This window comes from Streptomyces sp. NBC_00038 (assembly GCF_026343635.1).
Taxonomy (GTDB): domain Bacteria; phylum Actinomycetota; class Actinomycetes; order Streptomycetales; family Streptomycetaceae; genus Streptomyces.
The window spans coordinates 5,847,323-5,872,025 of record NZ_JAPELQ010000001.1 but is presented as its reverse complement, the minus strand read 5'-3'; the positions used below and the strand labels follow the sequence as shown (position 1 = coordinate 5,872,025).

Below are 24,703 nucleotides of genomic sequence, written 5' to 3'. Positions count from 1 at the left end.
CCTTCCGCTGCCGCGGCCACCGGTTCCAAGAACTCCGGCCGACAGTCCCGACAACTGCAGCCGGTGGTCCCGACAACTGCAACCGACAGTCCCAACAGCTGCAGCCGCCGGTCCCATCAGCTGCGACCGCCGGTCTCAACAGCTGCGGCCGGTAGTCCCGACAGCAACAGCCGCAGGTCTCAACAGCTCCGGCCAGTGGCCCCGACAGCAGCAGCCGCAGGTTCCCCCACCGCAGCCCACCGGATGTCAGCGGTGGCGGCCGCCCCGCCCCTCGTCCCAGTCGTCGTCCTCGCGCGGGCCCAGCAGCTCGTCCGCCAGCGTCGGGAGATCGTCGAGCGGTGTCTCCTCCGCCCAGTCGGAGCGAGGGCGTCGACGCGGGGTGCCCTCGGCGTCGACCTGGGGCAGTTCGCGCGTACGGTCGCCGGAATCGTCGGACCCCTGCGCGGCGCGCTCGTCGCGGAAGAAGCCCGGCGGCACCCGATCCGAGGGATCACCCGCGGACGTGCCCGCAGCGGCGTCCCGCACCGGGGGCAGCACAGCCGTCTCATCGGCAGCACCCGAGGTCACCGGCGGCAGCACGGCCGTCTCGTCCGCAGCCCGACCACGCACAGGCGGCAGCACAGCCGTTTCGTCCGCAGCCCGGTCAGACACAGGCGGCAGCACAGCGGTCTCGTCCGCCGGCCCCGAAGTCACCGGCGGCAGCACCGCCGTTTCGTCCGCAGCCCGCTCGGGCACCGGCGGCTGCGGCAGCTTGGCCGTCTCCTCGGAGTCGGAACGCGCAGCAGAACGAGCACCCGCCCCGGAGCCGGACCGCGCACCGCCCCGGCCCTCATCACCCCGCACCGGCCGCAGCACCGCCGTGTCATCCACCGCCCGGGCCGACCCGCCCGACGGCGCCACGACCGGCGTAGGCACGGTGGTCTCGTTGTCGGGCGCCGCCGGAGCAGAAGCCGACGAACCCGCAGCCGACTCAGAACCTGAGGCCGAGGCCGAGGCCGAAGCGGCAGCCTCCACCGCCGCAGCTTCTGCAGCCGCCGCGGCTGCAGAAGCCGCCGCCGCCTCCGCCGCCCCCCGCCGAGCCTCCTCAGCCCGCAGCAACGCCTCCTCGGCCTTCCGCTGCTTCTCCAAGCGGCGCGCCTCCGCCTCGGCGCGCAGCCGCGCCTCCTCGGCGGCCTGCCTGCGCAGACGCTCCTGCTCGGCGGCCCTCACCTGCTCCTCCGCCAGCCGGCGGGCCTGCTCCTCCTCGGCGCGGCGGCGGGCCTCCTCGGCGCGCTGCCGGGCCTCCTCCGCCTGGCGCTCGGCCTCGCGCCGCTGGGCCTCCTCCAGCTCGCGCTGCTTGCGCTCCTCTTCCTCCGCACGCAGCCGGGCGAGCTGCTCCTGGCGCTCGCGCTCCAGGCGCTCCTCCTCGGCCTTGCGCGCGGCCTCCTCCTCGGCCTTCCGCCGGGCCTCTTCCTCAGCCGCCTTGCGAGCCTCCTCCTGGGCCTTCACCTCGGCCTCGGAGAGGGGCAGCATCACGTCGAGCCGGTGCCGTACGACGGTGGTGACCGCCTCGGGCTCCTGCGCCGCGTCGACGACGAGGTAGCGCCCCGGGTCGGCGGCGGCGAGCGTCAGGAAACCGGACCGCACGCGCGCGTGGAACTCGGCGGGCTCCGACTCCAGCCGGTCCGGCGCCTCCGTGAACCGCTCACGCGCCGCTTCCGGCGAGACGTCCAGCAGCACCGTCAGATGCGGAACGAGTCCGTCCGTGGCCCATCGCGAGATCCGCGCGATCTCGGTCGGCGACAGATCACGGCCCGCCCCCTGGTACGCCACCGAGGAGTCGATGTACCGGTCGGAGATCACGACGGCTCCCCGCTCCAGCGCGGGCCGCACCACCGTGTCGACGTGCTCCGCTCGGTCGGCGGCGTACAGCAGCGCCTCCGCCCGGTGCGAAAGGCCGGCCGACGACACGTCAAGGAGGATCGACCGCAGCCGCTTGCCCACCGGCGTGGCTCCCGGCTCCCGGGTCACCACGACCTCGTGGCCCTTGGCGCGGATCCACTCCGCGAGCGCCTCCGCCTGCGTCGACTTCCCGGCCCCGTCGCCGCCCTCCAGGGCGATGAAGAACCCGGAGACGGCCGTGGCCTGCACGGGGTCGTCGCCGCCGCGCAGCGCGTCCCTCAGGTCGTGCCGCAGGGGCACTCCGGAGCGGTCGTCGGCCTTGGCGAGCACCAGGGCGGCGACCGGCAGCAGCAGCGCGCCGACCAGCATCAGCGTGAAGGCGGCGCCGCCGTGCGCGAACACGAACTTGCCGCTCTCCAGGCGGTGCGGACCGATCAAGGCCGCCACCAGGGGCGCCACCAACGCGCCGAGCGCCACGAACACTCGTACGACCGCGTGCAGATGCTCGGTCGTACGCGCGCGCCGGTACTCCTCGGTCTCCTGGTCGAGCAGCGCGTGCCCGGTGTTGGCGGCGACGCCCGCGCCGACGCCCGCGAAGCCGACGATCAGGAGCACGGTGGTGACGTCCGGGACCAGTCCGGCGGCCAGCAGCGCGATGCCGGTGAAGGCGATCGCCAGCGCGAGCAGCCTGCGACGGGACAGCGAGGGCACCACCGAGGAGGCCGTACGGATGCCGATGACGACACCGCCGGTCAGCGCCAGCACCAGCAGCCCGTACGTCACCGGTCCGCCGCCCAGGTCCTTGGCGTGCAGCACGGAGACGGCGACGGCGGCCGAGATCGCCGCGGCGACGGCGGCGCAGGCCAGCACAAGGAGCGGAATCGCGCCCGTACGGCCCGTCTCGACGCCCGTGCCCGTCTTGGGGCGGCGCAGGCCCTCCAGCGGCGACCTGGCGCGCGGGGTGCGCGCGTCCGGCAGTTCGAGGAAGGTCAGCACCGACAGCGAGGCGGCGAACAGCCCGGCGGCGACGTACGACGCGAGCGCCGCCTGGTGCAGACCGAACCAGGCGATCCCGGCGCCCAGCAGGTTGTTGACGAGGGATACGACCACGAGCGCGGCGGCCGCGATCGGCACCGCCAGGAATGCCGTACGCAGCGACAGGCGCCGCAGCGCGTCCATGTGGTCCGGCAGGGGGCGCACCGTGGCGCCCTCCAGCGGCGGGGCGGGCAGCAGCGCGGGCGCCGCACTCTCCCGGCAGACCGTCCAGAACCGCTCGGCGACACCGGTCACGAAGGCGACGACCAGGATGACGGCGAGCGCGTCGTCCGGGGTCCAGTCGATCCACAGTGGCGCGACGATCATGAGCGCGGCGCGCACGCCGTCCGCCCCGACCATGGTCCAGCGCCGGTCGAGCAGCCCCTCCTGGGAGGTCAGCGAGGTGAGCGGTCCCAGAAGTACGGCCCCGAAGAGCAGCGTCGCGAGGACACGTGCCCCGAAAACGGCCGCCACGGCGAGGGCGACTCCGCGGTAGCCACCGCCGAAGGAACCCTCGGAGATCGCCGCCTGCAGAGCCAGGACGACCAGGACCAGCAGGGCCAGGGCATCACCGACACCGCCCACGAGCTGGGCGCTCCACAGCCGTTTCAACTGCGGCTGGCGCAGCAGAGCGCGCACGGCGCGCTCCCGGGAATCTGCGACCAGGGCGTCGTCGGGGGCCGGATTGTGGGCCGTTGGCTGCTCGGCTCGCGTCATCCTGACAGCCTATCCGGACCCACTGACTCCCCGAAGGGGTGCCCGAACATACGGACGCCCCCACACCAAAAGGTGTAGGGGCGCACACGCGTCAGACACAGGCCCTAGCCCTCGGAACCGACTTCCGAAGCCGCCGTCTTCTTCGCGACGGCCTTCTTGGCGGGTGCCTTCTTGGCAGCCGTCTTCGAAGTCGTGGTCTTCTTGGCAGCCGTTTTCTTGGCAGGGGCCTTCTTGGTGGCCGTTTTCTTGGCGGGAGCCTTCTTCGCGGTCTTCTTGGCCGGCGCCTTGGCACGCTTCTCGGCGAGCAGCTCGAAGCCCCGCTCCGGGGTGATCTCCTCGACACTGTCGTCGGACCGCAGGGTCGCGTTGGTCTCGCCGTCGGTCACGTACGCCCCGAAACGGCCGTCCTTGACGACGACGGGCTTCCCGCTGACCGGGTCCTCGCCCAGCTCCTTCAGCGGCGGCTTGGCGGCCGCACGCCCGCGCTGCTTGGGCTGGGAGTAGATCTCCAGCGCCTCTTCGAGGGTGATCGTGAAGAGCTGGTCCTCGGCGGTGAGGGACCGCGAGTCCGTGCCCTTCTTGAGGTACGGCCCGTAGCGCCCGTTCTGCGCGGTGATCTCCACGCCCTCGGCGTCCTTGCCCACCACACGCGGCAGCGACATCAGCTTCAGCGCGTCGTCCAGCGTCACCGTGTCGAGCGACATCGCCTTGAAGAGCGAGGCCGTACGCGGCTTGACGGCGTTCTTGCCCGTCTTCGGGGTGCCCTCGGGGAGCACCTCGGTGACGTACGGGCCGTAGCGGCCGTCGCGAGCGATGATCTGGTGGCCGGTCACCGGGTCGGCACCGAGCTCGAAGTCGCCGCTCGGCTTGGCGAGCAGTTCCTCGGCGAGCTCGATCGTCAGCTCGTCGGGGGCCAGGTCCTCGGGCACGTCCGCCCGCTGGTGGTTCTCGGAGTCCTTCTCGCCGCGCTCGATGTAGGGGCCGTAGCGCCCGACTCGCAGCGTGATGTCGTTGCCGACGGGGAAGGACGACACCTCGCGGGCGTCGATGGCGCCCAGGTCGGTGACGAGTTCCTTGAGGCCGCCGAGGTGGTCGCCGTCGCCGTTCCCGGCCTCGGCGGCACCCCTCGCCTCGCCCTCGCCGAAGTAGAACCGCCGCAGCCACGGGATGGACTGCGCCTCGCCCCGCGCGATGCGGTCGAGGTCGTCCTCCATCTTGGCCGTGAAGTCGTAGTCGACGAGCCGCCCGAAGTGCTTCTCCAGCAGGTTGACCACGGCGAAGGACAGGAAGGACGGCACGAGGGCCGTGCCCTTCTTGAACACATAACCCCGGTCGAGGATCGTGCCGATGATCGACGCGTACGTCGACGGGCGGCCGATCTCGCGCTCTTCGAGCTCCTTGACCAGCGACGCCTCGGTGTAGCGGGCCGGGGGCTTGGTGGCGTGCCCGTCGACCGTGATCTCCTCGGCGGACAGCGGGTCGCCCTCGGCCACCTGCGGCAGCCGGCGCTCGCGGTCGTCGAGTTCGGCGTTCGGGTCGTCCGCGCCCTCGACGTACGCCTTGAGGAAGCCGTGGAAGGTGATCGTCTTGCCGGACGCGCTGAACTCGGCGTCGCGGCCGTCGGCGGACCTGCCCGCGATCTTGACGGTGACGGAGTTGCCGACCGCGTCCTTCATCTGGGAGGCGACGGTCCGCTTCCAGATCAGCTCGTACAGCCGGAACTGGTCGCCGGTCAGGCCCGTCTCGGCCGGGGTACGGAAACGGTCGCCCGAGGGACGGATCGCCTCGTGCGCCTCCTGGGCGTTCTTGACCTTCCCGGCGTACGTGCGCGGCTTGTCCGGCAGGTAGTCGGCGCCGTACAGCTGCGTGACCTGGGTGCGGGCGGCGGTGATCGCCGTGTCCGACAGGGTCGTGGAGTCCGTACGCATGTAGGTGATGAAGCCGTTCTCGTACAGCTTCTGCGCCACCTGCATGGTGGCCTTCGCGCCGAAGCCGAGCTTGCGCGAGGCCTCCTGCTGGAGCGTCGTCGTACGGAACGGGGCGTAGGGCGAGCGGCGGTACGGCTTGGACTCGACCGAGCGGACCGCGAAGTTCGTGTTCTCCAGGGCGGCGGCGAGCGCACGGGCGTTCGTCTCGTCCAGGTGGAGCGTGTTGGCGCCCTTGATCTGGCCGAGGGAGTCGAAGTCGCGTCCCTGGGCGACGCGCTTGCCGTCGACGGCCGTGAGGCGGGCGACCAGCTGCGACGGGTCCGAGGCGTCTCCCGTGCGGCCGGTGCCGAAGGTGCCCGTCAGGTCCCAGTACTCGGCGGAGCGGAAGGCGATGCGCTCGCGCTCCCGCTCGACGACGAGGCGGGTCGCCACGGACTGCACTCGGCCCGCGGACAGGCGGGGCATGACCTTCTTCCACAGGACCGGCGAGACCTCGTAGCCGTAGAGACGGTCGAGGATGCGGCGGGTCTCCTGGGCGTCGACCATCCGCTGGTTGAGCTCGCGCGGGTTGGCGACGGCGGCGCGGATCGCGTCCTTGGTGATCTCGTGGAAGACCATCCGGTGGACGGGGACCTTGGGCTTCAGGACCTCGAGGAGGTGCCACGCGATGGCCTCGCCCTCGCGGTCCTCATCGGTGGCGAGGAAGAGTTCGTCGGAGTCCTTCAGCAGGTCCTTGAGCTTCTTGACCTGAGCCTTCTTGTCAGCGTTGACCACGTAGATCGGCTGGAAGTCGTTCTCGACGTCCACGCCGAGGCGGCGCACCTCGCCGGTGTACTCCTCGGGTACTTCCGCAGCGCCGTTGGGAAGGTCACGGATGTGCCCGACGCTCGCTTCGACGACATAGCCGGGGCCCAGATAGCCCTTGATCGTCTTCGCCTTGGCAGGCGACTCGACGATGACGAGTCGGCGGCCGCCGTGTGCGGTGTCGCTGGTCGGGGACAACTTCGCTCTTCTCTCCGGTCGACGCGGGGGATCTCCCCAGGCCTTTGCTCCCGGGGGTCGGGTCGTGCTGACGCTGCGGAGTGTGACGGTACATCCCGCCCCCGTGTCAAACGGGAAAAGCCCGCAACGGCCACTCGAACGGTAACCCGACTACCGCCATTCCTGCCGCCCGGAGTGTCGACCAGCCGTTTCGGCCCTATCCGGAGTGTGACCTCCCAGTTACCGAAGTCGATGCCCTCACGCGCGCGTGATGCACCAGATCGCGAGCGCCAGTGCCCCTGCTCCGGCGACGCTCGCGAGCGTCGCCGATGCGACGCGGTTCACACCGACGGCGACGGGCTCGCCACGGCGCACCCTGGTCGCGGTCCAGGCCAGCAGTCCGCCTCCGAACAGTGCGAACACCGCCCCCGTGAAGATCGCCGGTCCGCTTTCCACGTCTCTGTCCTTCCGCCCGGGTCTTCAGGGTCGGGACGCTGACAGGCCCCGGCGGCGAGCACGCGAACCCATGGTGAACACCAGGCGGCCGACACCCCATGAGCCCCTGTGATCGCCCAGGTGCGGGCGCCTTCCCACTCGTTTTCTCGTGCGGTCGCTTCGGACCGGTTCGGATCCGGGCGCCCAACTCGACTCGAACTTGTCGCTGCCCGGCTTCGGGATGCCAGGAGTCGTACGCAATCGGCGGTACGAATACGTCTCGGGGACGATGCCGCCGGGACGCCCTCACCACTTCATCCCGCAGGCTCGATGAACCCCTGCTCCACCAGCAGCCGGATCTGCGCGGGTGTCCGGTCCCGCAACAACACCGGATCCTCGCCGACCAGTTGGGCGATGGCGTCCAGAATCCGGCCGGCGCTCAGCGTGCCGTCGCACACGCCGGCGAAGCCCGCGCCGACCGTGTCCACCTTCGTCGCCCGGCGCATCCCACGGTTCTGACGGAGCACCACGTGCTCCGGGTCCTCGGCGCCGGGCAGCCCGACCTGTTCCTGGACGACCTCGGCCGCGAGCGTGAAGTGCCCGGCGAGCAGGGCGGCATCGTCGTGCGCCCGCAGATAGTCGACGCGCTCGAAATGCGCGCGCACGGCGTCCCCGAGCGGCTGTTCGACGGAGTGCGGCCACTCCTCGACGGTGATCGAGGGCTGGGCGGCCGCCGAACTGCGCAGCGTGATCCACCCGAAGCCGACCGCTTTCACCTTGCGCGCCTCGAACTCGTCCAGCCAGGCGTCGTACCGCGCCTGGTACTCGGCGGGATCCACCCGGTGGTCGCCCGCGTCGCGCAGCCACAACTCGGCGTACTGCGTGACGTCCTGGACCTCGCGCTGCACGATCCACGCGTCACAGCCGCGCGGCACCCACGACCGGAGCCGGTCCTGCCAGTCCTCCCCCTCCACGTGCTGCCAGTTGGCCAGAAACTGCGCGTACCCCCCAACCCTGAGACGTGCCCCCGCCTGCTGAACGAGCGTCCGGCACAGATCGTCCCCGCCCATTCCACCGTCGCGGTAGGTGAGCCGGGCGCCCGGCGAGATCACGAAGGGCGGGTTCGAGACGATCAGGTCGTACGTGTCGTCGGCGACCGGTTCGAAGAGGGACCCCTCGCGCAGGTCGGCGGCCGGGGCGCCGGACAGCGCCAGGGTCAGTGCCGTGATGTGCAGCGCGCGCGGGTTGAGGTCGGTCGCGGTCACGCGTGTGGCGTGCTGTGCGGCGTGCAGAGCCTGGATCCCGGAGCCGGTGCCGAGGTCGAGGGCCGACGCCACCGGCCTACGTACGGTGATGCCCGCGAGGGTCGTGGAGGCGCCGCCCACGCCGAGCACGACGCCTTCGTCCCGGCTGCCGATGCCGCCCGCACCACCGACGGCACACCCCAGGTCGGACACGATGAACCAGTCCTGCCCGTCGCTGCCGCCGTAGGGCCGGATGTCCACGCTCGCGGCGACCTCGTCCCCGCCCACCCGCGCCAGCCAGCCGGCCTCCACACAGTCCTCGACCGGCAGAACATCCGCCACACGCGCGTGCGGCACGGGCTGCTGCAGCAGGAACAGCCGTACGAGCGTCTCCAGCGGGGTGTCCCCCCGGGTGGCCCGGAGCGCCGGCACGGTCTCACTGCGCGCCAGCGCGGCGTACGCGGGGGCGCCGAGCAGGTCGAGCAGGCCGTCAACGGTGAAGGAAGCCCCGAGCAGGGCGTCCCGCAACCGGGCGGCGACATCGAGGCGACCGGGCGAGGGCAGGAGTGACTGGCTGGTGTGGCTCACATCCCCCATTGTGTCCGCTTCCGGCGACGCGGGCGTGCACCTGTGGACAAGCCCGCGCCCACTCTCGTAGGCCTGTGGACAAGTCCACCCCGTGAGCCGCGCAGGACACACCGAAGGCCCGGCACGCGCGCGTACCGGGCCCTCTTTCGGTTGACGAACGATCGCCCTCCCGGGGTCGGCCCAGGAGAGTCGGCGCGTCCGGATCAGCCCTGGGTCGCCGAAGCCGAGGCCGACGCGGACGCCGACTTGCAGCTCTCCTGCGTCGCCATCGCCTTGCCGACGTCTCCCTCTTCGAGCTTCTTCAGGGCGTCGTTGCCGCTCTTGCTCAGCTTGCCCAACTGCTCGGCGACACCGCTGAGTCCGTCCGCGAACTTCGCCTGGTCCTTCGTGTTGAGCGCATCCGACTGCTTCACCAGGTCGGCGTAGGACGCGGAGAGGGCGTTGAGCTCCTTGACCGCGTCCTCCTGCTTCTTCTTGCCGTCGTCGACGTCCGGCGGCCCGACGTTCTCGATGCCGGTCGCCATCGTCTTGTAGGCGTCGGAGATGTCCTGGAAGCCCGTGGAGTCGGCCTTCTGGACCTCTTCCGGGGTGCTGTCGTCCGAGGTCTCCTTCTGGATCTGGGCATTGGCCGCCGCGATCTTCTGGATCTGCGGCTGCACCGCGTCACAGACCTGCTTGGCCCAGGAGTTCAGCTTGTCGTTGCTGTCGTCGCTGCTGCATCCCGACAGCGCCAGTACCAGTACCGCACCGCCGGACAGTGCGGCCGCGAGCTTCTTGTTCACCGGATTGGTCCCTTCCATGGCTCTCGGCCCCGGAACATACACGCCATGCGCGCAACATTCGTACGCTGAATGTCTGCTTGGTCACCTTTTATAGCCGTTTGCACCAAGCGAGAGAAGGCTCACGGAGAAGGTGTGAACACACACAAGGCGGGCGGACGGCACGTGTGCACGCGCCGTCCGCCCGCCCATTGAGTGGAGCCTTCGGAACCCTGACCAGGTGCGAGGCCGGGCCCCTGTGACCCCTACGACACCGTTGCGGGGTCGGCCGACTTGGCCACCCTTTCCGCGTTGCCTTCGTCACCCACGGCGATCCCGCGCCGCTTGGAGATGTACACCGCGCCCACGATGACAGCGATCGAGAGCACCGCGATCAGCACGCGCATCCCGACGCTCTTGTCGTCGCCGTACGAGAACTTGACGACCGCGGGTGCGATCAGCAACGCCACCAGGTTCATCACCTTCAGCAGCGGGTTGATCGCGGGTCCGGCGGTGTCCTTGAAGGGGTCGCCGACCGTGTCGCCGATCACCGTCGCGGCATGGGCTTCGCTGCCCTTGCCGCCGTGGTGGCCGTCCTCGACGAGTTTCTTCGCGTTGTCCCAGGCACCGCCCGAGTTCGCGAGGAAGACCGCCATCAGCGTGCCGGTGCCGATCGCTCCCGCGAGGAACGATCCGAGCGCGCCGACCCCGAGCGAGAAGCCGATCGCGATCGGAGTGAGTACGGCGAGCAGACCGGGCGTGGCCAGTTCGCGCAGCGCGTCCTTGGTGCAGATGTCGACGACGCGCCCGTACTCGGGCTTCTCGGTGTAGTCCATGATCCCGGGGTGCTCGCGGAACTGCCGCCGCACCTCGTAGACCACGGCCCCGGCGGACCGCGAGACCGCGTTGATCGCCAGCCCCGAGAAGAGGAAGACGACCGCGGCGCCCGCGATGAGACCCACCAGGTTGTTGGGCTGCGAGATGTCCATCATCAGGTTCATCGGCGCGCCCGGCCCCGAGACCTTCTCGCCGACTTCGTTCGCGGCCGTGAGGATCGCGTCGCGGTACGAGCCGAAGAGCGCCGAGGCCGCGAGTACGGCGGTGGCGATGGCGATGCCCTTGGTGATGGCCTTGGTGGTGTTGCCCACGGCGTCCAGGTCGGTGAGCACCTGCGCGCCCGCGCCCTCGACGTCACCGGACATCTCGGCGATGCCCTGGGCGTTGTCGGAGACCGGCCCGAAGGTGTCCATCGCCACGATCACGCCGACGGTGGTGAGCAGGCCGGTGCCGGCGAGGGCCACGGCGAAGAGCGCCAGCATGATCGACGTACCGCCGAGCAGGAAGGCCCCGTACACGCCGAGGCCGATCAACAGGGCGGTGTAGACGGCCGATTCGAGACCGATGGAGATACCGGCGAGGACGACGGTGGCCGCGCCGGTGAGCGAACTCTTGCCGATGTCCCGCACGGGACGGCGGGTGGTCTCGGTGAAGTAGCCGGTCAGCTGCTGGATCAGCGCGGCCATGACGATGCCGATGGCGACGGCGATGACCGCGAGGATCCGCGGGTCGCCTTCCTTGGCGGCGATGGCTACGTCCGTCACGCCGTCGAGGTCGGCGTACGTCCCCGGCAGATAGGCGTAGACGGCCACGGCCACCAGCACCAGCGAGATCACCGCGGAGATGAAGAACCCGCGGTTGATCGCGGACATGCCGCTGCGGTCGGAGCGCCGGGGCGCCACCGCGAAGATGCCGACCATCGCGGTGAGTACGCCGATCGCGGGCACGATCAGCGGGAACGCGAGCCCGGCGTCGCCGAACGCGGCCTTGCCGAGGATCAGCGCGGCGACGAGCGTCACGGCGTAGGACTCGAAGAGGTCCGCGGCCATACCGGCGCAGTCGCCGACGTTGTCGCCCACGTTGTCGGCGATGGTCGCGGCATTGCGCGGATCGTCCTCCGGAATGCCCTGCTCGACCTTTCCGACCAGGTCGGCGCCGACGTCGGCGGCCTTGGTGAAGATGCCGCCGCCGACACGCATGAACATCGCGATCAGCGCGGCACCGAGACCGAAGCCCTCCAGGACCTTCGGTGCGTCGGCCGCGTAGACCAGCACCACACAGGAGGCGCCCAGCAGACCGAGCCCCACCGTGAACATGCCGACGACGCCGCCCGTGCGGAAAGCGATCTTCATGGCTTTGTGCGAGACGGCGGTGAGATCCTTTTCGGGCTCACCCTCCGCCGGAGTCGCTTCCCTTGCCGCGGCGGCCACGCGGACATTGCTCCGTACGGCGAGCCACATACCGATATAGCCGGTGGTCGCCGAGAACGCCGCGCCGATCAAGAAGAAGATCGACCGTCCGGCACGCTGATTCCAGTCGTCCGCCGGAAGCAGCATGAGCAGGAAGAACACCACGGCGGCGAATACCGCGAGGGTGCGCATCTGCCGTCCAAGGTAGGCATTGGCGCCCTCCTGGATCGCCCTGGCGATCTCCTTCATGCTGTCGGTGCCCTCGCCCGCCGCGAGTACCTGGCGTACCAGGACCCCGGCGACCACGAGCGCCGCGAGCGCGACGACCCCGATGACCATCACGATCAGACGGTTGTCGTCCGTCAGTACTGCGGCTGCGAAGGTTGTGGGGTGGTCAAACTGCTGAGGGGTAGAAAGCCCCGCCATTCGTCCTCCTTGACGCCTGTGCTGAGCTCAAGATGTGGACGGATTGTAGGTACCGGAACCTGATCAAAACAGTGGGCGGTAAGCGGAATTCGCCTTCACATGCTCTTCAGCAAATGATCGCCGGGTATCCATGGGGCCCGAAGGAGGTAATGCCCCAAAACCGTTGACGCTTGATCAAATAATCGCGTGAATGATCGTGAATGAATTCACGAAAAGGGGCCGGAGTGGCGAGTGAGCCGGGTGCGCGAGTGCCGGACATGCAGAAGGGCCCTGCTCAGCAGGGCCCTTCTGATTACCCACGTCGTCACTCACGAGTGATGCGGGTGGGGTGGAGTCAGTGGCGAGACGGGGATGTCAGGGAACGAGCGGGGCCGGCGGCGTGGTCGGCCAGCTCATCCTGATCAGTCCGCCGTTCTCCCCGGCGGTGACCTCGACGTCGTCGACGAGGCCGCTGATGACCGCGAGCCCCATCTCGTCCTCCTCGGTCTCCACGTCCGGGTCGCCGGGGGAGGCGCCGGGCACCGACTCACCGGGAGCCGTGCGCGGCGCTTCGTCGCCGACCTCGATGGAGAACTGCTTCTCCTCCTCGATCAGCAGCACCCGCACCGGCGCCGAGATACCGCTGCTCTGGTGCAGTCCGACGGCACGGGTGCAGGCCTCGCCGACAGCGAGTCTGACCTCGTCGAGTACGGCCTCGTCCACTCCGGCCCTGCGCGCCACCGCTGCCGCCACCAGTCGGGCGGTCCTGACGTGCTCGGGCAGCGCGCTGAAGCGGAGCTCAACGGTGGCCATGCATCCCCCTCAGCTACGGGCGTGCTGTCGGAGGGCCGGGCCACCGGGCCCGGTCCCCCCTCCTTGCTTCTGCCGTCATGGGCGCGCGACTTGTGCCGTTCTTCGGCTCGCGGCCCGCGGACGGGTCAGTCGGTGGCGTTCACCGCTTCCTCGACCGAGGTGTGGATCGGGAACACCTTGGTGAGGCCGGTGATACGGAAGATCTTCAGAATGCGCTCCTGGTTGCAGACCAGCCGCAGCGAGCCCTCGTGGGCACGCACGCGCTTCAGGCCGCCCACCAGAACGCCGAGCCCGGTGGAGTCGAGGAAGTCGACGCCCTCCATGTCGACGACAAGGTGGAAACTGCCGTCGTTCACCAGCTCGACCAGCTGCTCGCGCAGCTTGGGCGCGGTATATACATCGATTTCGCCACCGACCTCGACGACCGTACGGTCGCCGTTAGGGCCGGACACACTGCGAGTCGACAGAGACAGGTCCACGAATCCTCCAGCACCTTGCTATCGAGCGGTCGCCCCACGGGACACCTCGGCAGAGCCCCCGGGACGGTTCGCCAGCCGCGATGGCATTCAATCACTTACCGGCAGGCGTGCACGACGCCTTGGCCCCATTGTCCGTCACGCCAGTGACACACTCGGTGCCGATGGCCAAGAATCACCGATCCGATCGACCCTCGACGGACACCGTTTCCCGCCCCTCGCCGAGCACGGTCCTGGACCGGCTGGCCTCGGGGCCGAGTCGGGCTTCGCGCATCACTCATACGGAGCACTTGCCCCCACGCGAGGGCCGCCATGCAGTCTGGCCCGACCGGATCCGCTCGGAGGTCATCGCCGCGGTACAGGCCGCGGGCATCGAGCACCCCTGGGCCCACCAGGCACTGGCCGCCGAGCACGCCCTGGACGGCGAGTCGGTGATCGTCGCCACCGGCACGGCCTCCGGCAAGTCCCTGGCATATCTCGCCCCCGTCCTGACAGCCCTCCTGGACGGCTCCGAGGCCCCGAACGGCCGCGGCGCGACCGCCCTCTACCTCGCCCCGACGAAGGCCCTCGCCGCAGATCAGCGTCGATCTGTGAAGGAACTTTCACAACCTCTGGGGAACGCGGTACGCCCAGCCGTGTACGACGGGGACACCCCCTTCGAGGAACGCGAATGGGTACGTCAGTACGCCAACTACGTCCTGACCAACCCCGACATGCTGCACCGCGGGATATTGCCCTCCCACCCCCGCTGGTCCTCCTTCCTCCGTGCCCTGCGCTATGTCGTCATCGACGAGTGCCACACCTACCGCGGCGTCTTCGGCTCCCATGTCGCCCAGGTCCTGCGCCGCCTGCGCCGCCTCTGCGCCCACTACGGCGCCTCTCCCGTCTTCCTGCTGGCCTCCGCGACCGCCGCCGAGCCCTCGGTGGCCGCGCGCCGCCTGACCGGCCTCCCGGTGGTCGAGGTCGCCGACGACGCCTCCCCGCGCGGCGAACTGGTCTTCGCCCTCTGGGAGCCCCCTCTCACCGAACTGCACGGCGAGAAGGGCGCCCCCGTCCGCCGTACCGCCACCGCCGAGACCGCGGACCTCCTCACCGACCTCACCGTCCAGGGCATGCGCTCGATCGCCTTCGTACGTTCCCGCCGCGGCGCCGAACTGATCGCGGTGATCGCCCAGGAACGCCTCGCCGAGATCGACCGCTCACTGGCCCGGCGCGTGGCCGCGTACCGCGGCGGCTACCTCCCCGAAGAACGCCGCGCCCTCGAACGCGCCCTCCACTCCGGCGAACTCCTCGGCCTCGCCGCCACCACCGCCCTCGAACTCGGCCTCGACGTCTCCGGGTTGGACGCCGTCGTCATCGCGGGCTACCCGGGCACCCGGGCCTCCCTGTGGCAGCAGGCGGGCCGCGCCGGACGCTCCGGACAGGGCGCGCTGGCGATCCTCGTCGCCCGCGACGACCCGCTGGACACCTTCCTCGTCCACCACCCCGAGGCCCTCTTCGACCAGCCGGTGGAGTCCACCGTCCTCGACCCGGACAACCCGTACGTCCTTGCCCCGCACCTGTGCGCTGCCGCCGCCGAAATCCCGCTCACGGACGACGACTTGGAGCTGTTCGGCCCGGCAGCCCCGGGCCTGCTGCCGCAGCTGGAGGCCGCGAAGCTGCTGCGCCGCCGGACGAAGGCCTGGCACTGGACGCGCCGGGAGCGGGCCGCGGACCTGACCGACATCCGCGGTGAGGGCAGCAGCCCCGTGCAGATCGTCGAGGCCGGAACCGGCCGGCTGCTCGGCACGGTCGACGCGAGCGCCTCGCACACGACGGTCCACGAGGGCGCGGTCCACCTGCACCAGGGCCGTACGTACCTGGTGCGCAAACTGGACCTGGAGGACTCCGTCGCCCTGGTCGAGGAGGCCAACCCGCCGTATTCGACGGTCGCCCGCGACACGACCGCCATCTCCGTCCTGGAGACGGACATCGAACTCCCCTGGGGCCAGGGCCGGTTGTGCTACGGCTCCGTCGAAGTCACCAACCAGGTCGTCTCCTTCCTGCGTCGACGTGTCATCACTGGTGAAGTGCTGGGCGAGACGAAACTCGACCTCCCTCCTCGCACGCTCCGTACGCGCGCCGTGTGGTGGACGGTCACCGAGGACCAGTTGGACGCGGCCCGGATCAACCCGGAGATCCTCGGCGGCGCCCTGCACGCCGCGGAGCACGCGTCCATCGGCATGCTCCCGCTCTTCGCCACGTGCGACCGCTGGGACATCGGCGGCGTCTCCGTCCCGCTGCACCCGGACACCCTGCTGCCCACGGTCTTCGTGTACGACGGCCACCCCGGCGGCGCGGGCTTCGCCGAGCGTGCCTTCCACACCGCCCGCAACTGGCTCACCGCCACCCGCCAAGCCATCGCCTCCTGCGAGTGCGACGCCGGCTGCCCGTCCTGCATCCAGTCCCCCAAGTGCGGCAACGGGAACGACCCGTTGCACAAGCGGGGGGCTGTGCGGTTGCTCGCGGAGCTGCTGCGGGGGGCGCCGGAGGGCTAGCCGGGCGGGGCACCGACGTCACCTGGTCGGTGTTGCGGCGGGTCGGGCGGAACCTGTCGCGGTCCCGGTCCCGGTCCCGCCGGCTCGACCGGTCCCAGAGGATCGACCGGCTGCGCGGGGCTCGTCAGCTGCGCAAGACTCGCCGACTCCGTAGGTCCTGGTCCTGCCAGCTCCTCAAACCCCACCAACTGCCCCGTCGACTCCGCAGGTCCCGTCGACTGCACGGGTCCCGCCGGTCCCGCTCTCGACCTGACCTCCGCCGCGAACGGCTCCCGGCCCGACGCCGCCGTGACGTCCGAGATCTCGCCGCCGATCGCGCACCGGACGAGCCGTGCATGCTGAGCCCGTGCCACTCGATCCGCCTCGGCGCAGGCCGCCGTCGTGCCGTCCATCCAGTGGTCCGCCGCGGCGAGCGCCACCAAGTCGGCCGCTCCCGCCGCCCGGTGACGGACCAGGACGACCTGCCCCATGGCCAGAACCGCCCCGAACACAACGCACAGCACGGCGATCACTCCGACCGACCAGACGGTCGCCGAGCCTCTGTCCGACCGGACTGCTCTGTCGGGTCTGGCTTGCCCGGCGGGCCTGGCGGGCCTGGCCGGGCTGGCGGGCCAAGCAGGCATTTCGGGCCTCGCAAGCCTGTCCGACCGAGCCGGCCGCTCCGACCTGGCAGGCCTGCCGGACCGGGCGGACCCACCAGACCCGGCCGATGCGCTCGGCGAGTCCGATGTACTCAGCGAACTCGACCAACCCGACCTCCGAGCAGCGCAGTTGCGGCCCACTGCACCTGACCAACCACCTCCCGTCATCCCCCGCTCACCCCCACCGTCTCCTCCGCCAGAGCCACTGCCTCATCGCTCAGCTCCAGGGTCAGCGCGTCGGGACCGGGCGCGCTCGCGGTGACCGTCACCCGGACCAGGTCGCCCTCCCGGCTCACCTCGACTCGTGCGCCCCGCGGTGCCGCTCGGCGCGTGGTCGTCAGGACGGCTTCGGGCGGGTCCTGGCGAGCCGCCGCTCGGGCACCCGCCCTCGCCGCGTCCTGGCACTGGATCTGCGCGGACGCGGCGAGCAGGGCCCAGACCAGCGACATCGCGACGAGCACCAGCGCGGGCAGCACCACGGCCGCCTCGGCGGTCACGTAACCCTGGTCCCGGCGGCGGAGTGGGCCGACGGCCCCTCGTTCTGCCCGAGCCGGCCCGCTCGTCACCGGCGTCACCCGCCCCGGATCCCCTGTCCTCCGTTCACATCTGGACATTGAGCGCCCGCTCCACAATCCCCTGCAACTCCGCGCTGACCTGTCCACTCGTCAACACCTTGTAGAGCGCGGCCGCGAAGGCGACCGCCGCGATGATCCCCACCGCGTACTCGGAGGTGACCATTCCCGCGTCCCTCCGCACCAGCCCGAGCAACCACGCCCGCACCCGTACCTGCACTCGTACTGCCTTGCTCATCTCAACCCCCGTAAGGTCCAAGCCCATTGGTCGATTGCCGTTCACCGAACACCGTCACCGCCGCCCTCACACCTCATCCATCACCCCCTCCCAACAGCCCGCCCGCCAGCCCGATCACCACGGGCAGCACGCCGATCGCGAGGAACGCGGGCAGAAAGCACAGCCCCACAGGCGCGGTGACCATGACGGCCGCCCGGCGCGCCCGTGCAGTGGCGGTGCGCCCCCACTCGGCGCGGGCCTCGGCGGCGAGGCGCCCGACGGGCACGGCCGCCGGTACACCCGCCTCACCCGCGCGCTCCAAGAGCCTGGCCAGCGGCCCGGCGCCCGGTATCGACGCCAACTTCCGCCACGCCGCAACCGGTTCACTCCCGAGCCGCATCTCCGCCGCACCTCGCGCGAGCCGCTCACCCACAGGCCCTCCCAGTGCCTCACCCACGGCCTGAGCCGCCACTACGGGGCCCGCGCCTGCCGCGATACACGCCGCCACCAGATCGGCGGCAAGCGGAAGTTGTCGCGCGGCCCGCGCCCTGTCGTACTCCTCGACAGGCCCAGGTCCCCGCCGCTGCCGCCACCGCCAGACCCCGAACCCGGCCGCCAGCCCCACCAGACCCCCAGCGAGCCCCCCGACCAGCACCCAGCCGGCACACACAGCACCCGCCACCGGCAGCCACCGTCGTCCGACGCCCCGCAACTCCAAGCGCCGCCCGCTCGACGCCGCCTCCAGGGCCAGCAACTCGGCCAGCCTCCGACGCACCCTCCGTCGACGCCGCGCCGCCCAGAGCGACCGCGCCAGCCATCCGAGCGTCAGCGCTCCCCACACGGCCACCCCCAGCCTGTGGACAACCTCCGTACTCATGCCGACTCCGCTCCTCTCACGATCCGCATCGCCCACCACAGCCCCACGCCCTCCAGCACCCCGCCGATCAGCAGGCAGGCCAAGCCGGGTCCGGTGTGCAGCAGCACGTGCAGCGGATCGGCGCCCAAGGCGGTACCGAGCAGAAGCCCCAGCACCGGCAGCCCCGCGAGCATCACCGCCGTGGACCGCGAACCGGCCAACTGCGCCCGCAGATCAGCCCTTTGGTCCCTCTCGGCACGCAACGCCCCCTCCAGCCGGTCGAGCCCCGCGGCAAGCCCCGCACCCCGGTCCACAGCCACGCGCCAGCACGCGGCGAGCCCCACCAGCCCGTCGGCCCCCGGCTGCCGTGCCACGTCGGTGAGCGCGCCCGGCACATCCCCGCCGAACCGCGCCGCCGCCAGCACCACCGCCTGCGCCTCACCGAGCCCGGCCGAGTCACGCGCGGCCCGGAGCAGTGCCTCACCCGGCTGCCTCCCGGCCCGCACCTCACCGGCGAGCGCCCCGCACAGGGCGATCACCGCGTCCCCCCGCCGCTCCAGCTCCCGCCGAGCCTCCGCGGCCCGCCGCACCCGCCCGAACAAGGGCACCCCGGCCAGCCCGAGTAACAGCGGCACCACAGACGCGCCGATCAACGCGACCACCAACCCGGCGACCAACGACCACCCTTCGGGCCTCAGGCGCCCACGCAGCCGCCGCCATCCGACGAGCGCCTTCTCCCAAGACGGCGGACCAGCCCCCACCACTCCCCCACTCGCCACCAGCAACCTCGCCCTGCGCACCCCCGAGTCCCACCCGCCCATCAACCAGGCCGCCGCCCCGGCACACACCATGGCCGCCCCGACCGACATCCCGGACATCTCACCGATCGCCATCCCGCTCCCCGTTCGCATCCAGGCCTTCCGTCCCCGTCACAGCAGTCCGCCCCCATTGCTCCCGTCCCGAAGCAGCCCCTCCAGCCGCTCCCACCCCCGCTCGTACGCGAAGGCCTCCGCACCCCACCGCAGCGCGGGCATCGTCACCACCAGCCCCGAGGGGTCCCGTTCGAGCACATGCACTTCGGCGATCCGCCGCCGCCCGGCCCGGTCGCGTACGAGATGCACGACCACCGACAACGCCGCCGCCAACTGACTGTGCAGCGCGGCCCGGTCGAGCCCTGCTGCCGTGCCCAGCGCCTCCAGGCGGGCCGGAACCTGCGCCGCAGCGTTCGCGTGCACCGTTCCGCAGCTGTCGGATGGCAGGAAAGATTTCAGTCGGCATGTCGCCTACCAGGGCGCTGAAATCTTTTGTGCAGTGATCTCCATCACATACGTCGCACGAAAGATTTCAGTGTCCGCTCCGCGTACAGGCCACGCCCCGCATGCCTGTCGCTCACCGTGAAAGAAGCAGGTCGGTGCGGGTCAACGAGCTTGATGCACCGAAGCCAACACGTAGCGGGCCTGACCGTCGTGCCGCCACCTCCCGCGCCGCCACCCCGCCCGGTACGGGCAGCGGTTGCGGTGGACGACAAGTCGCTGAGCGGAGCAATTCGCACCGACGTCCGCTGCGTCCACCTGATGCTGAGCCCGACCATCCAAGATCCCCGACAGAGTCAAGCTAGAGCTGAGGGCGGGCAAGCAACAGGGTGGCCGCGCCGGCTAACACATCTGGATCAACCACGACGAGGACCCGCGCGACGTCACCGTCCGCGACGAAAGCGGCCACGGTGTCCGTCTTCGACGTGGGCGGGTTTCACGCCCGCAGAGAGCGAGCAGGATCAGTCATCGAGCGCAACCGAACCGTGCGAGACGGGGGGAACGGTGGCGAAAGGTCACGAGCCCGTTCGGCTGGCCGAGTGGATCCAGGCTCTGCGGGAGGAGCTGCAAGCAGCTCAGCAATCTGCGGCGAATCAGCCAATGTTCGTCATGGGCCCGCTCGAGCTGGAGATCGACCTGTGCACGACGAGAGAGACAACCGGCCGGGCCGGCCTCCGCTTCTGGGTCGTGGATGGCGGGACCGAGGGTAAGCGGGGCGCGTCGGCAACACAGCGGGTACGCGTGACCCTGACGCCCCTGCAGAGCACTCTGGTGAAGTCCGTCGGAGACGAAGAAGCGCTCTAGACCGTCAGCAGCCGCTGTGCTGCCGAAGATCGCACATGCTGACCGGTGAGCCGGAGCTGCTCCGGCCAGATGGTGTGGGGGGCGGTCGGCATCGAGACATACCCAGCACAACACGTCGTGGCCATCGACGCTTTGAGTCCCGACGGCTCGCGCGCCGTCGGAACGGGTGCACTCATCGCCGACGGCCTCATTCTCACGGCACGCCACGTGGTGAACGCTGCTGTCGCCATCGACGTGCGGTTCGGCCTTGTGGCCGGCAGCCCACGCCTCGCAGCACAAATCCGCTGGTGCGGTCAAGGCCAGTTCACAGACATCGCCGTGCTCGGCCTGTGCGAAGCCACGCCGGACGCCTTGCTGCCGGTGCCTCCGATCATGCCAGGCCGAGTCGCACGCGATCCCAGGCAGTCCTACCGCCTGCACTGCACCGCCCTGGGATACCCCGACCACGCCCGGCAACGGATAGAGGCAACAGGACAGCCCTACCTCAACTCCTTCGAGGTGCAAGCCCAGATACCGCTCGCCACAGCCTGGCGGGACGGCGTCCTGCACTTGGGCGTCGATGCGACCACGGGGAGCCTCGGTCCATGGAACGGCATGTCCGGAGCCCCCGTCTTCGCACATGGTTTTCTCGTCGCCGTCGTGACACGCACGGCACAACCCGGCGCCAGCCCCCACCTTCAGGCCGTACCTCTCTCTGTGGCGACCGGCCACGACGCCCCCACGCTGGGAGCCCCGATTGCGGCGGGCGAGCCCCAGGAAAACAGCCGCAAACTGCGCCGCTTGCTCGCAAATGCACAGCTCATGATTCCCGACGCGGACGATGTCGCCGCACCACTGCCCTTCGTCCACCGCGAGTCCCTGTACACGGAGGTGGTCAGGCGGCTGGCCGACAGCACCGGCCCGGTCAGACAGCGGGACGAGGAACTGCGCGAGCTCATGCGCTGGTGCCGCTCAGGTGGCAGGCGCGCGGTGTGGGCCGGCGAGTCCTGGGTCGGGAAGACCACGCTCGCCTCGTCGTTCGCCGCCTCTCCACCGCCCGACTTGGATGTCGTGTCCTTCTTCTGCTCCCGAACCGGATCCCGTCAGCAGGCGGACTTTTGGTGGCCCGTGTCCGATCAACTCGCCGCCTTGCTCGACATGGCCCTCCCACCGGGCCCTCCCAGTATGACCTTCACCGCCCTGTGGACGCAGGCTGCGCAGCGTGCGCAGCGGCTAAAGAGAGATCTGGTGCTCCTGGTCGACGGGCTGGACGAACTGGCGGAACAGCAGGAGTTGTTGATGCACCTGCCGGACGGTTCCCTTCCGCGCACGCACGTAGTGATCTTCAGTCGTTCGGTGCCGGAGCCTTCAGCATGGGGAGCGAACGAAGCCGCATGTGATGTGTACAAACTGCTCGCAAACGCGGTCTCGGCCGCATCCCGGCAGCGGGCCGAGGCGGAGCTCTCCCACCTGCTGGCCGACCCCGCTTCCGCGATCCATGGATTGCTCTCGCTCATCGCGCTCCTGGGCCCTCTCACAGTGGCGGATCTGGAGGCTCTCACCAAGCAGGCCGGGTCGGAGCTCGTCCTCACCCGGCACCGGATCACGCACCTGCTGACGGACGTCGCCGTCCGTTCGATCGTGCGGCGCGAGGGCGAGCCGACTGACGCCGCCTATGTCTTCACGCATACCACGCTCAAAGTCACCTTCACGGCGGAGATGTTCGAGTCGGTGCGGTCGTACTGGCAGGACGTCATCACGCGCTGTGCCAGCCGCTGGGCCGCCGCGGAGTGGCCCGACGAGACTCCTCAGTGGATCACCGACGAATACACGGCGTACCTGGAGAGCACAGGAGAGACCGCGGCATGGGGCCAACTGCTCGACTCCGATCGCTGGGCCGCTCTGCTGCTGCGTCGCACCGGAGCCGACCTCCGGCTTCGCTTGGACAGTGAACGCCACCTACGGGCTTTGAGCCAAGAGCCCAACCCGCCCCTCAAAGCCATCGTGGACCGCGGCAGCCGGCTGGAAAGCCTCAGGCGCCCGGCTCTGGGGCTGCCGGCCTCCATGGCGGTGGCCTGGGCCGACGCCGGATTCCCCGAGCGCGCTGAGCGCATCGCTCGAGAACAGCCGCCAACTTCGCTGCGTTCCTGGTTGTTTCGCCGTCTAGGGCTGGCTGCGCACGAGTACTCCCAGCATCGTGACGCACTGCGGTTGCTGGACCTCGCTGTCGAAGACGCCACACACCATCCCGGCGATGACGCACGGCGCCTGAACAGCGCTCTGGCCGACCTCGCCCGGACCGTGGGAGGGGAGGGTCTGAGGTGGGCCGTGCTGCAGCAACTCCGGGTGGATGAGGAGGACGTCCGAACAGTAACTTCCGGCGGCTTGCCCGACGGCACAACGATGCCGAGCTTCTATGCGGATCTCCTCTCCCGCCCCAGAGGACGACCTCGGCAACGGCTGTGGTCCTACGCTCGAGAAGCCGCTGACCGGGGAGAACTTTTCGCTCTGCCGGGCATGATCTACGCCCTGGACATGGAAGAAGCCCTGGGCATCGCCAACATCGAGAGCGAAGCGCAACTCGCTGCCTTGTCGGGCATCGCTATGACTGCTGCCAGAAAGCATCCACAACATCCATCCCTGGTAGCGGTACTGGAGGCGGCCGAGGACCGGTGCGTCGAAGCCCTCAAGGCCCATCGGGCCGGCGCCTGGTGCGAGTCAGAGGAAGCGATCTCCGGGCTGGCCGACGTGGTCACGGTCCTGGTCAGACGAGAGGAGTGGGACAGCAACGGGTTCATGCTGGCTGAGAGTGGTGCTCAGGCCGTCGTCGAGCGGGCAGCGGCAGGCGCCCGGCTGTCCGCCTGCGCTCTGGGCGCCGCCAGGGCAAGCCGACCGGACCTTGCGCAGTGGCTGCTGCAGCAAGCGGGACAAGGGGTGTCGACGGTCATTGCACGGCGAGCGCTTGTGCGCCACTGGGCCGAAGAGCCGGACGTATGGCCCCAGGCCATCGCCGTCATGAACACCATGAACTACGGCAGATACGAGGAGGCCGAGACCGTGGCAGCCTGCCTGCGGACCGGCCTCGACAGCGGCATGGACGACCAAGCCTTGCAACTGCTTGTCGACTACATCGAGCAACGCAGCCCTGACGAAGGCGACGACACCATGTACGCCGCGCGCGTCACGAACTTCATCATCATGGCCGTACGCGGTTGTGTCCGCATCGACCGCGACCGCAGCGCCCGCCTGCTCTCGGACAGTCTGCTGCATGCGGACGCACAGGCCTTCGCCTGGATCGCCTACGCAGAAGAATATGCGCGTCGGCGGCTGATGCCGCTGGCTATGGAAGGTATGGACCGCGCCCAACGGCTCTGCAGCGACCCGGAGATGTCGCGCAAGCAGCATCTGCAGGCGCTGTGCGATCTGTTGAGGATTTCGTTGCGCATCAATGATCAGGCACGCGCTTCATGGCTGTTGCAGTCGATCGAGGATCTGGCCCGCGCCGGGCACCGCGTGCCCGTGCGCCTGATGGCGTTCCTCGTCCGTGTTCATCGCAAGCGGGCAGGCGGTTCATTGCGGGCCAGCGAACTATTGCTAGAGCTTGAGACTGCCTCGGCGAACGAACAGGACCAGGAGCGCCAGGCCCTGGGGCAACTCCTCATCGCCACGCTGCACGCGGAGACCGACGATCTGCAAGCCGCCGCGGAATCGGCGAACGGTCCAGACAGCCCCGTATGGGCCTCGGCGACCTCCCACCAGCCGGAGGTGTACAAACTCCTGCGCGTCACCGTCCGCAAGGACAGAGAGCTTGCGGGGGCTTTGTACAGCCGTTTCGCCAAGCAGGTGGCGGATGAGGAACGTACGGGGGAATCGTGGTGGGTGAGGCAGCACTGGGAGCGGGAACGGCAGGGGCGCGTCCTTGATCTTGCAGGCGAGCTTGGCCTGTGGGACGCGGGTGTCGAATTCATCGAACGGCTTCCGGACGACAGACGCGCTCAGCGTCTCGGCCAGTTGGCGGCCGCAGCCCTCGACGGTGCACCGGAGAGAGTCCCGTCGCTCTTGGCGAAGGGCTTCGGCTACGGGGTGGCCCCATCCCTCCTGGCCGCCGCTGGGCGCGCCGACATCTTGGTGACGGGGACGTGCTTCGTGGCTTTCATCGATCGGATGACGCACGCAAGTCGGCACTGAGTGCTAGCGGGCATGTCTTCAAAGATCACCGGATGATGGATCATGGTGGGGTGATACGTCGTCATGAACTCGCCGGCGTGGAGTGGGAG

General features: G+C 70.0%; 15 protein-coding genes and 2 pseudogenes. 3 read left to right on the top strand and 14 right to left on the bottom strand.

Annotation, left to right across the window (positions count from 1 at the left end; translation table 11 throughout):
• Positions 1-246: 246 nt before the first annotated feature.
• The 8 genes from tmk to bldG form a co-directional block, all read right to left on the bottom strand.
• The gene (tmk, locus tag OG219_RS26575; protein WP_266830487.1) at positions 247-3,633 is read right to left on the bottom strand and encodes a dTMP kinase; all 3,387 of its coding nucleotides are present in this window, start codon (positions 3,631-3,633) and stop codon (positions 247-249) included.
• A gap of 104 nt (positions 3,634-3,737) precedes the next feature.
• Positions 3,738-6,563 (bottom strand): type I DNA topoisomerase, encoded by a 2,826-nt coding sequence (topA, locus tag OG219_RS26570; protein ID WP_266830485.1) that lies wholly within the window; start codon positions 6,561-6,563, stop codon positions 3,738-3,740.
• Positions 6,564-6,800: 237 nt separating this feature from the next.
• A complete protein-coding gene (locus OG219_RS26565) occupies positions 6,801-6,998 on the bottom strand; it encodes a hypothetical protein (protein WP_266830483.1) in 198 nt (65 codons plus the stop codon).
• 293 nt (positions 6,999-7,291) lie between these two features.
• Complete coding sequence (locus OG219_RS26560) at positions 7,292-8,818, bottom strand: methyltransferase (RefSeq protein ID WP_266830481.1); 1,527 nt, start codon at positions 8,816-8,818, stop codon at positions 7,292-7,294.
• A gap of 194 nt (positions 8,819-9,012) precedes the next feature.
• On the bottom strand, positions 9,013-9,609 hold the full coding sequence (locus OG219_RS26555; protein ID WP_266830479.1) for a small secreted protein: 597 nt from the start codon (positions 9,607-9,609) through the stop codon (positions 9,013-9,015).
• Between the two features lie 224 nt (positions 9,610-9,833).
• Positions 9,834-12,239 (bottom strand): sodium-translocating pyrophosphatase, encoded by a 2,406-nt coding sequence (locus tag OG219_RS26550; protein WP_266830477.1) that lies wholly within the window; start codon positions 12,237-12,239, stop codon positions 9,834-9,836.
• A 354-nt stretch (positions 12,240-12,593) separates the two neighbouring features.
• On the bottom strand, positions 12,594-13,031 hold the full coding sequence (locus tag OG219_RS26545; protein WP_266830475.1) for an ATP-binding protein: 438 nt from the start codon (positions 13,029-13,031) through the stop codon (positions 12,594-12,596).
• A gap of 125 nt (positions 13,032-13,156) precedes the next feature.
• Entirely contained in the window at positions 13,157-13,510 is a 354-nt protein-coding gene (gene bldG / locus OG219_RS26540; protein WP_266457251.1) for an anti-sigma factor antagonist BldG, read from the bottom strand.
• 80 nt (positions 13,511-13,590) lie between these two features.
• Between bldG and OG219_RS26535 the strand changes: the two genes are divergently transcribed.
• On the top strand, positions 13,591-16,044 hold the full coding sequence (locus tag OG219_RS26535) for a DEAD/DEAH box helicase (RefSeq protein ID WP_266830472.1): 2,454 nt from the start codon (positions 13,591-13,593) through the stop codon (positions 16,042-16,044).
• Positions 16,045-16,268: 224 nt separating this feature from the next.
• Here the strand turns inward: OG219_RS26535 and OG219_RS26530 are convergent.
• The 6 genes and pseudogenes from OG219_RS26530 to OG219_RS26505 form a co-directional block, all read right to left on the bottom strand.
• Positions 16,269-16,667 (bottom strand): annotated as a pseudogene (locus OG219_RS26530) (Rv3654c family TadE-like protein); the annotation flags it as partial.
• Positions 16,668-16,849: 182 nt separating this feature from the next.
• Entirely contained in the window at positions 16,850-17,251 is a 402-nt protein-coding gene (locus OG219_RS26525; RefSeq protein WP_266830470.1) for a TadE family type IV pilus minor pilin, read from the bottom strand.
• Positions 17,252-17,285: 34 nt separating this feature from the next.
• Positions 17,286-17,495, bottom strand: coding sequence for a DUF4244 domain-containing protein (locus tag OG219_RS26520; protein ID WP_266830468.1), 210 nt, complete (start codon positions 17,493-17,495; stop codon positions 17,286-17,288).
• A gap of 73 nt (positions 17,496-17,568) precedes the next feature.
• Positions 17,569-18,351 carry a type II secretion system F family protein gene (locus tag OG219_RS26515; RefSeq protein WP_266830465.1) on the bottom strand — a complete coding sequence of 261 codons (783 nt, stop codon included), beginning with the start codon at positions 18,349-18,351 and terminating at the stop codon, positions 17,569-17,571.
• Positions 18,348-19,223 (bottom strand): type II secretion system F family protein, encoded by an 876-nt coding sequence (locus OG219_RS26510; protein ID WP_266830463.1) that lies wholly within the window; start codon positions 19,221-19,223, stop codon positions 18,348-18,350. Before OG219_RS26510 ends, OG219_RS26515 begins: the two co-directional genes overlap by 4 nt.
• Positions 19,151-19,574, bottom strand: a pseudogene (locus OG219_RS26505) (hypothetical protein); the annotation flags it as partial. The gene OG219_RS26510 and the pseudogene OG219_RS26505, both read right to left, overlap by 73 nt.
• Positions 19,575-19,760: 186 nt before the next feature.
• Here OG219_RS26505 and OG219_RS48280 point away from each other — a divergent pair.
• Positions 19,761-20,447 (top strand): trypco2 family protein, encoded by a 687-nt coding sequence (locus tag OG219_RS48280; RefSeq protein WP_353962408.1) that lies wholly within the window; start codon positions 19,761-19,763, stop codon positions 20,445-20,447.
• A 117-nt stretch (positions 20,448-20,564) separates the two neighbouring features.
• The gene (locus tag OG219_RS26500; protein ID WP_266830460.1) at positions 20,565-24,614 is read left to right on the top strand and encodes a trypsin-like peptidase domain-containing protein; all 4,050 of its coding nucleotides are present in this window, start codon (positions 20,565-20,567) and stop codon (positions 24,612-24,614) included.
• The last annotated feature ends 89 nt before the right edge of the window (positions 24,615-24,703 follow it).

Excerpts from the sequence above, each read along its gene's own strand:
- tmk (WP_266830487.1), bottom strand. The coding sequence starts at position 3,633 with ATGACGCGAGCCGAGCAGCCAACGGCCCACAATCCGGCCCCCGACGAC.
- OG219_RS26560 (WP_266830481.1), bottom strand. The coding sequence starts at position 8,818 with ATGGGGGATGTGAGCCACACCAGCCAGTCACTCCTGCCCTCGCCCGGT.
- OG219_RS26555 (WP_266830479.1), bottom strand. The coding sequence starts at position 9,609 with ATGGAAGGGACCAATCCGGTGAACAAGAAGCTCGCGGCCGCACTGTCC.
- OG219_RS26550 (WP_266830477.1), bottom strand. The coding sequence starts at position 12,239 with ATGGCGGGGCTTTCTACCCCTCAGCAGTTTGACCACCCCACAACCTTC.
- OG219_RS26545 (WP_266830475.1), bottom strand. The coding sequence starts at position 13,031 with ATGGCCACCGTTGAGCTCCGCTTCAGCGCGCTGCCCGAGCACGTCAGG.
- OG219_RS26535 (WP_266830472.1), top strand. The coding sequence starts at position 13,591 with ATGGCATTCAATCACTTACCGGCAGGCGTGCACGACGCCTTGGCCCCA.
- OG219_RS26520 (WP_266830468.1), bottom strand. The coding sequence starts at position 17,495 with ATGAGCAAGGCAGTACGAGTGCAGGTACGGGTGCGGGCGTGGTTGCTC.
- OG219_RS26515 (WP_266830465.1), bottom strand. The coding sequence starts at position 18,351 with ATGAGTACGGAGGTTGTCCACAGGCTGGGGGTGGCCGTGTGGGGAGCG.
- OG219_RS26510 (WP_266830463.1), bottom strand. The coding sequence starts at position 19,223 with ATGGCGATCGGTGAGATGTCCGGGATGTCGGTCGGGGCGGCCATGGTG.
- OG219_RS48280 (WP_353962408.1), top strand. The coding sequence starts at position 19,761 with ATGCACCGAAGCCAACACGTAGCGGGCCTGACCGTCGTGCCGCCACCT.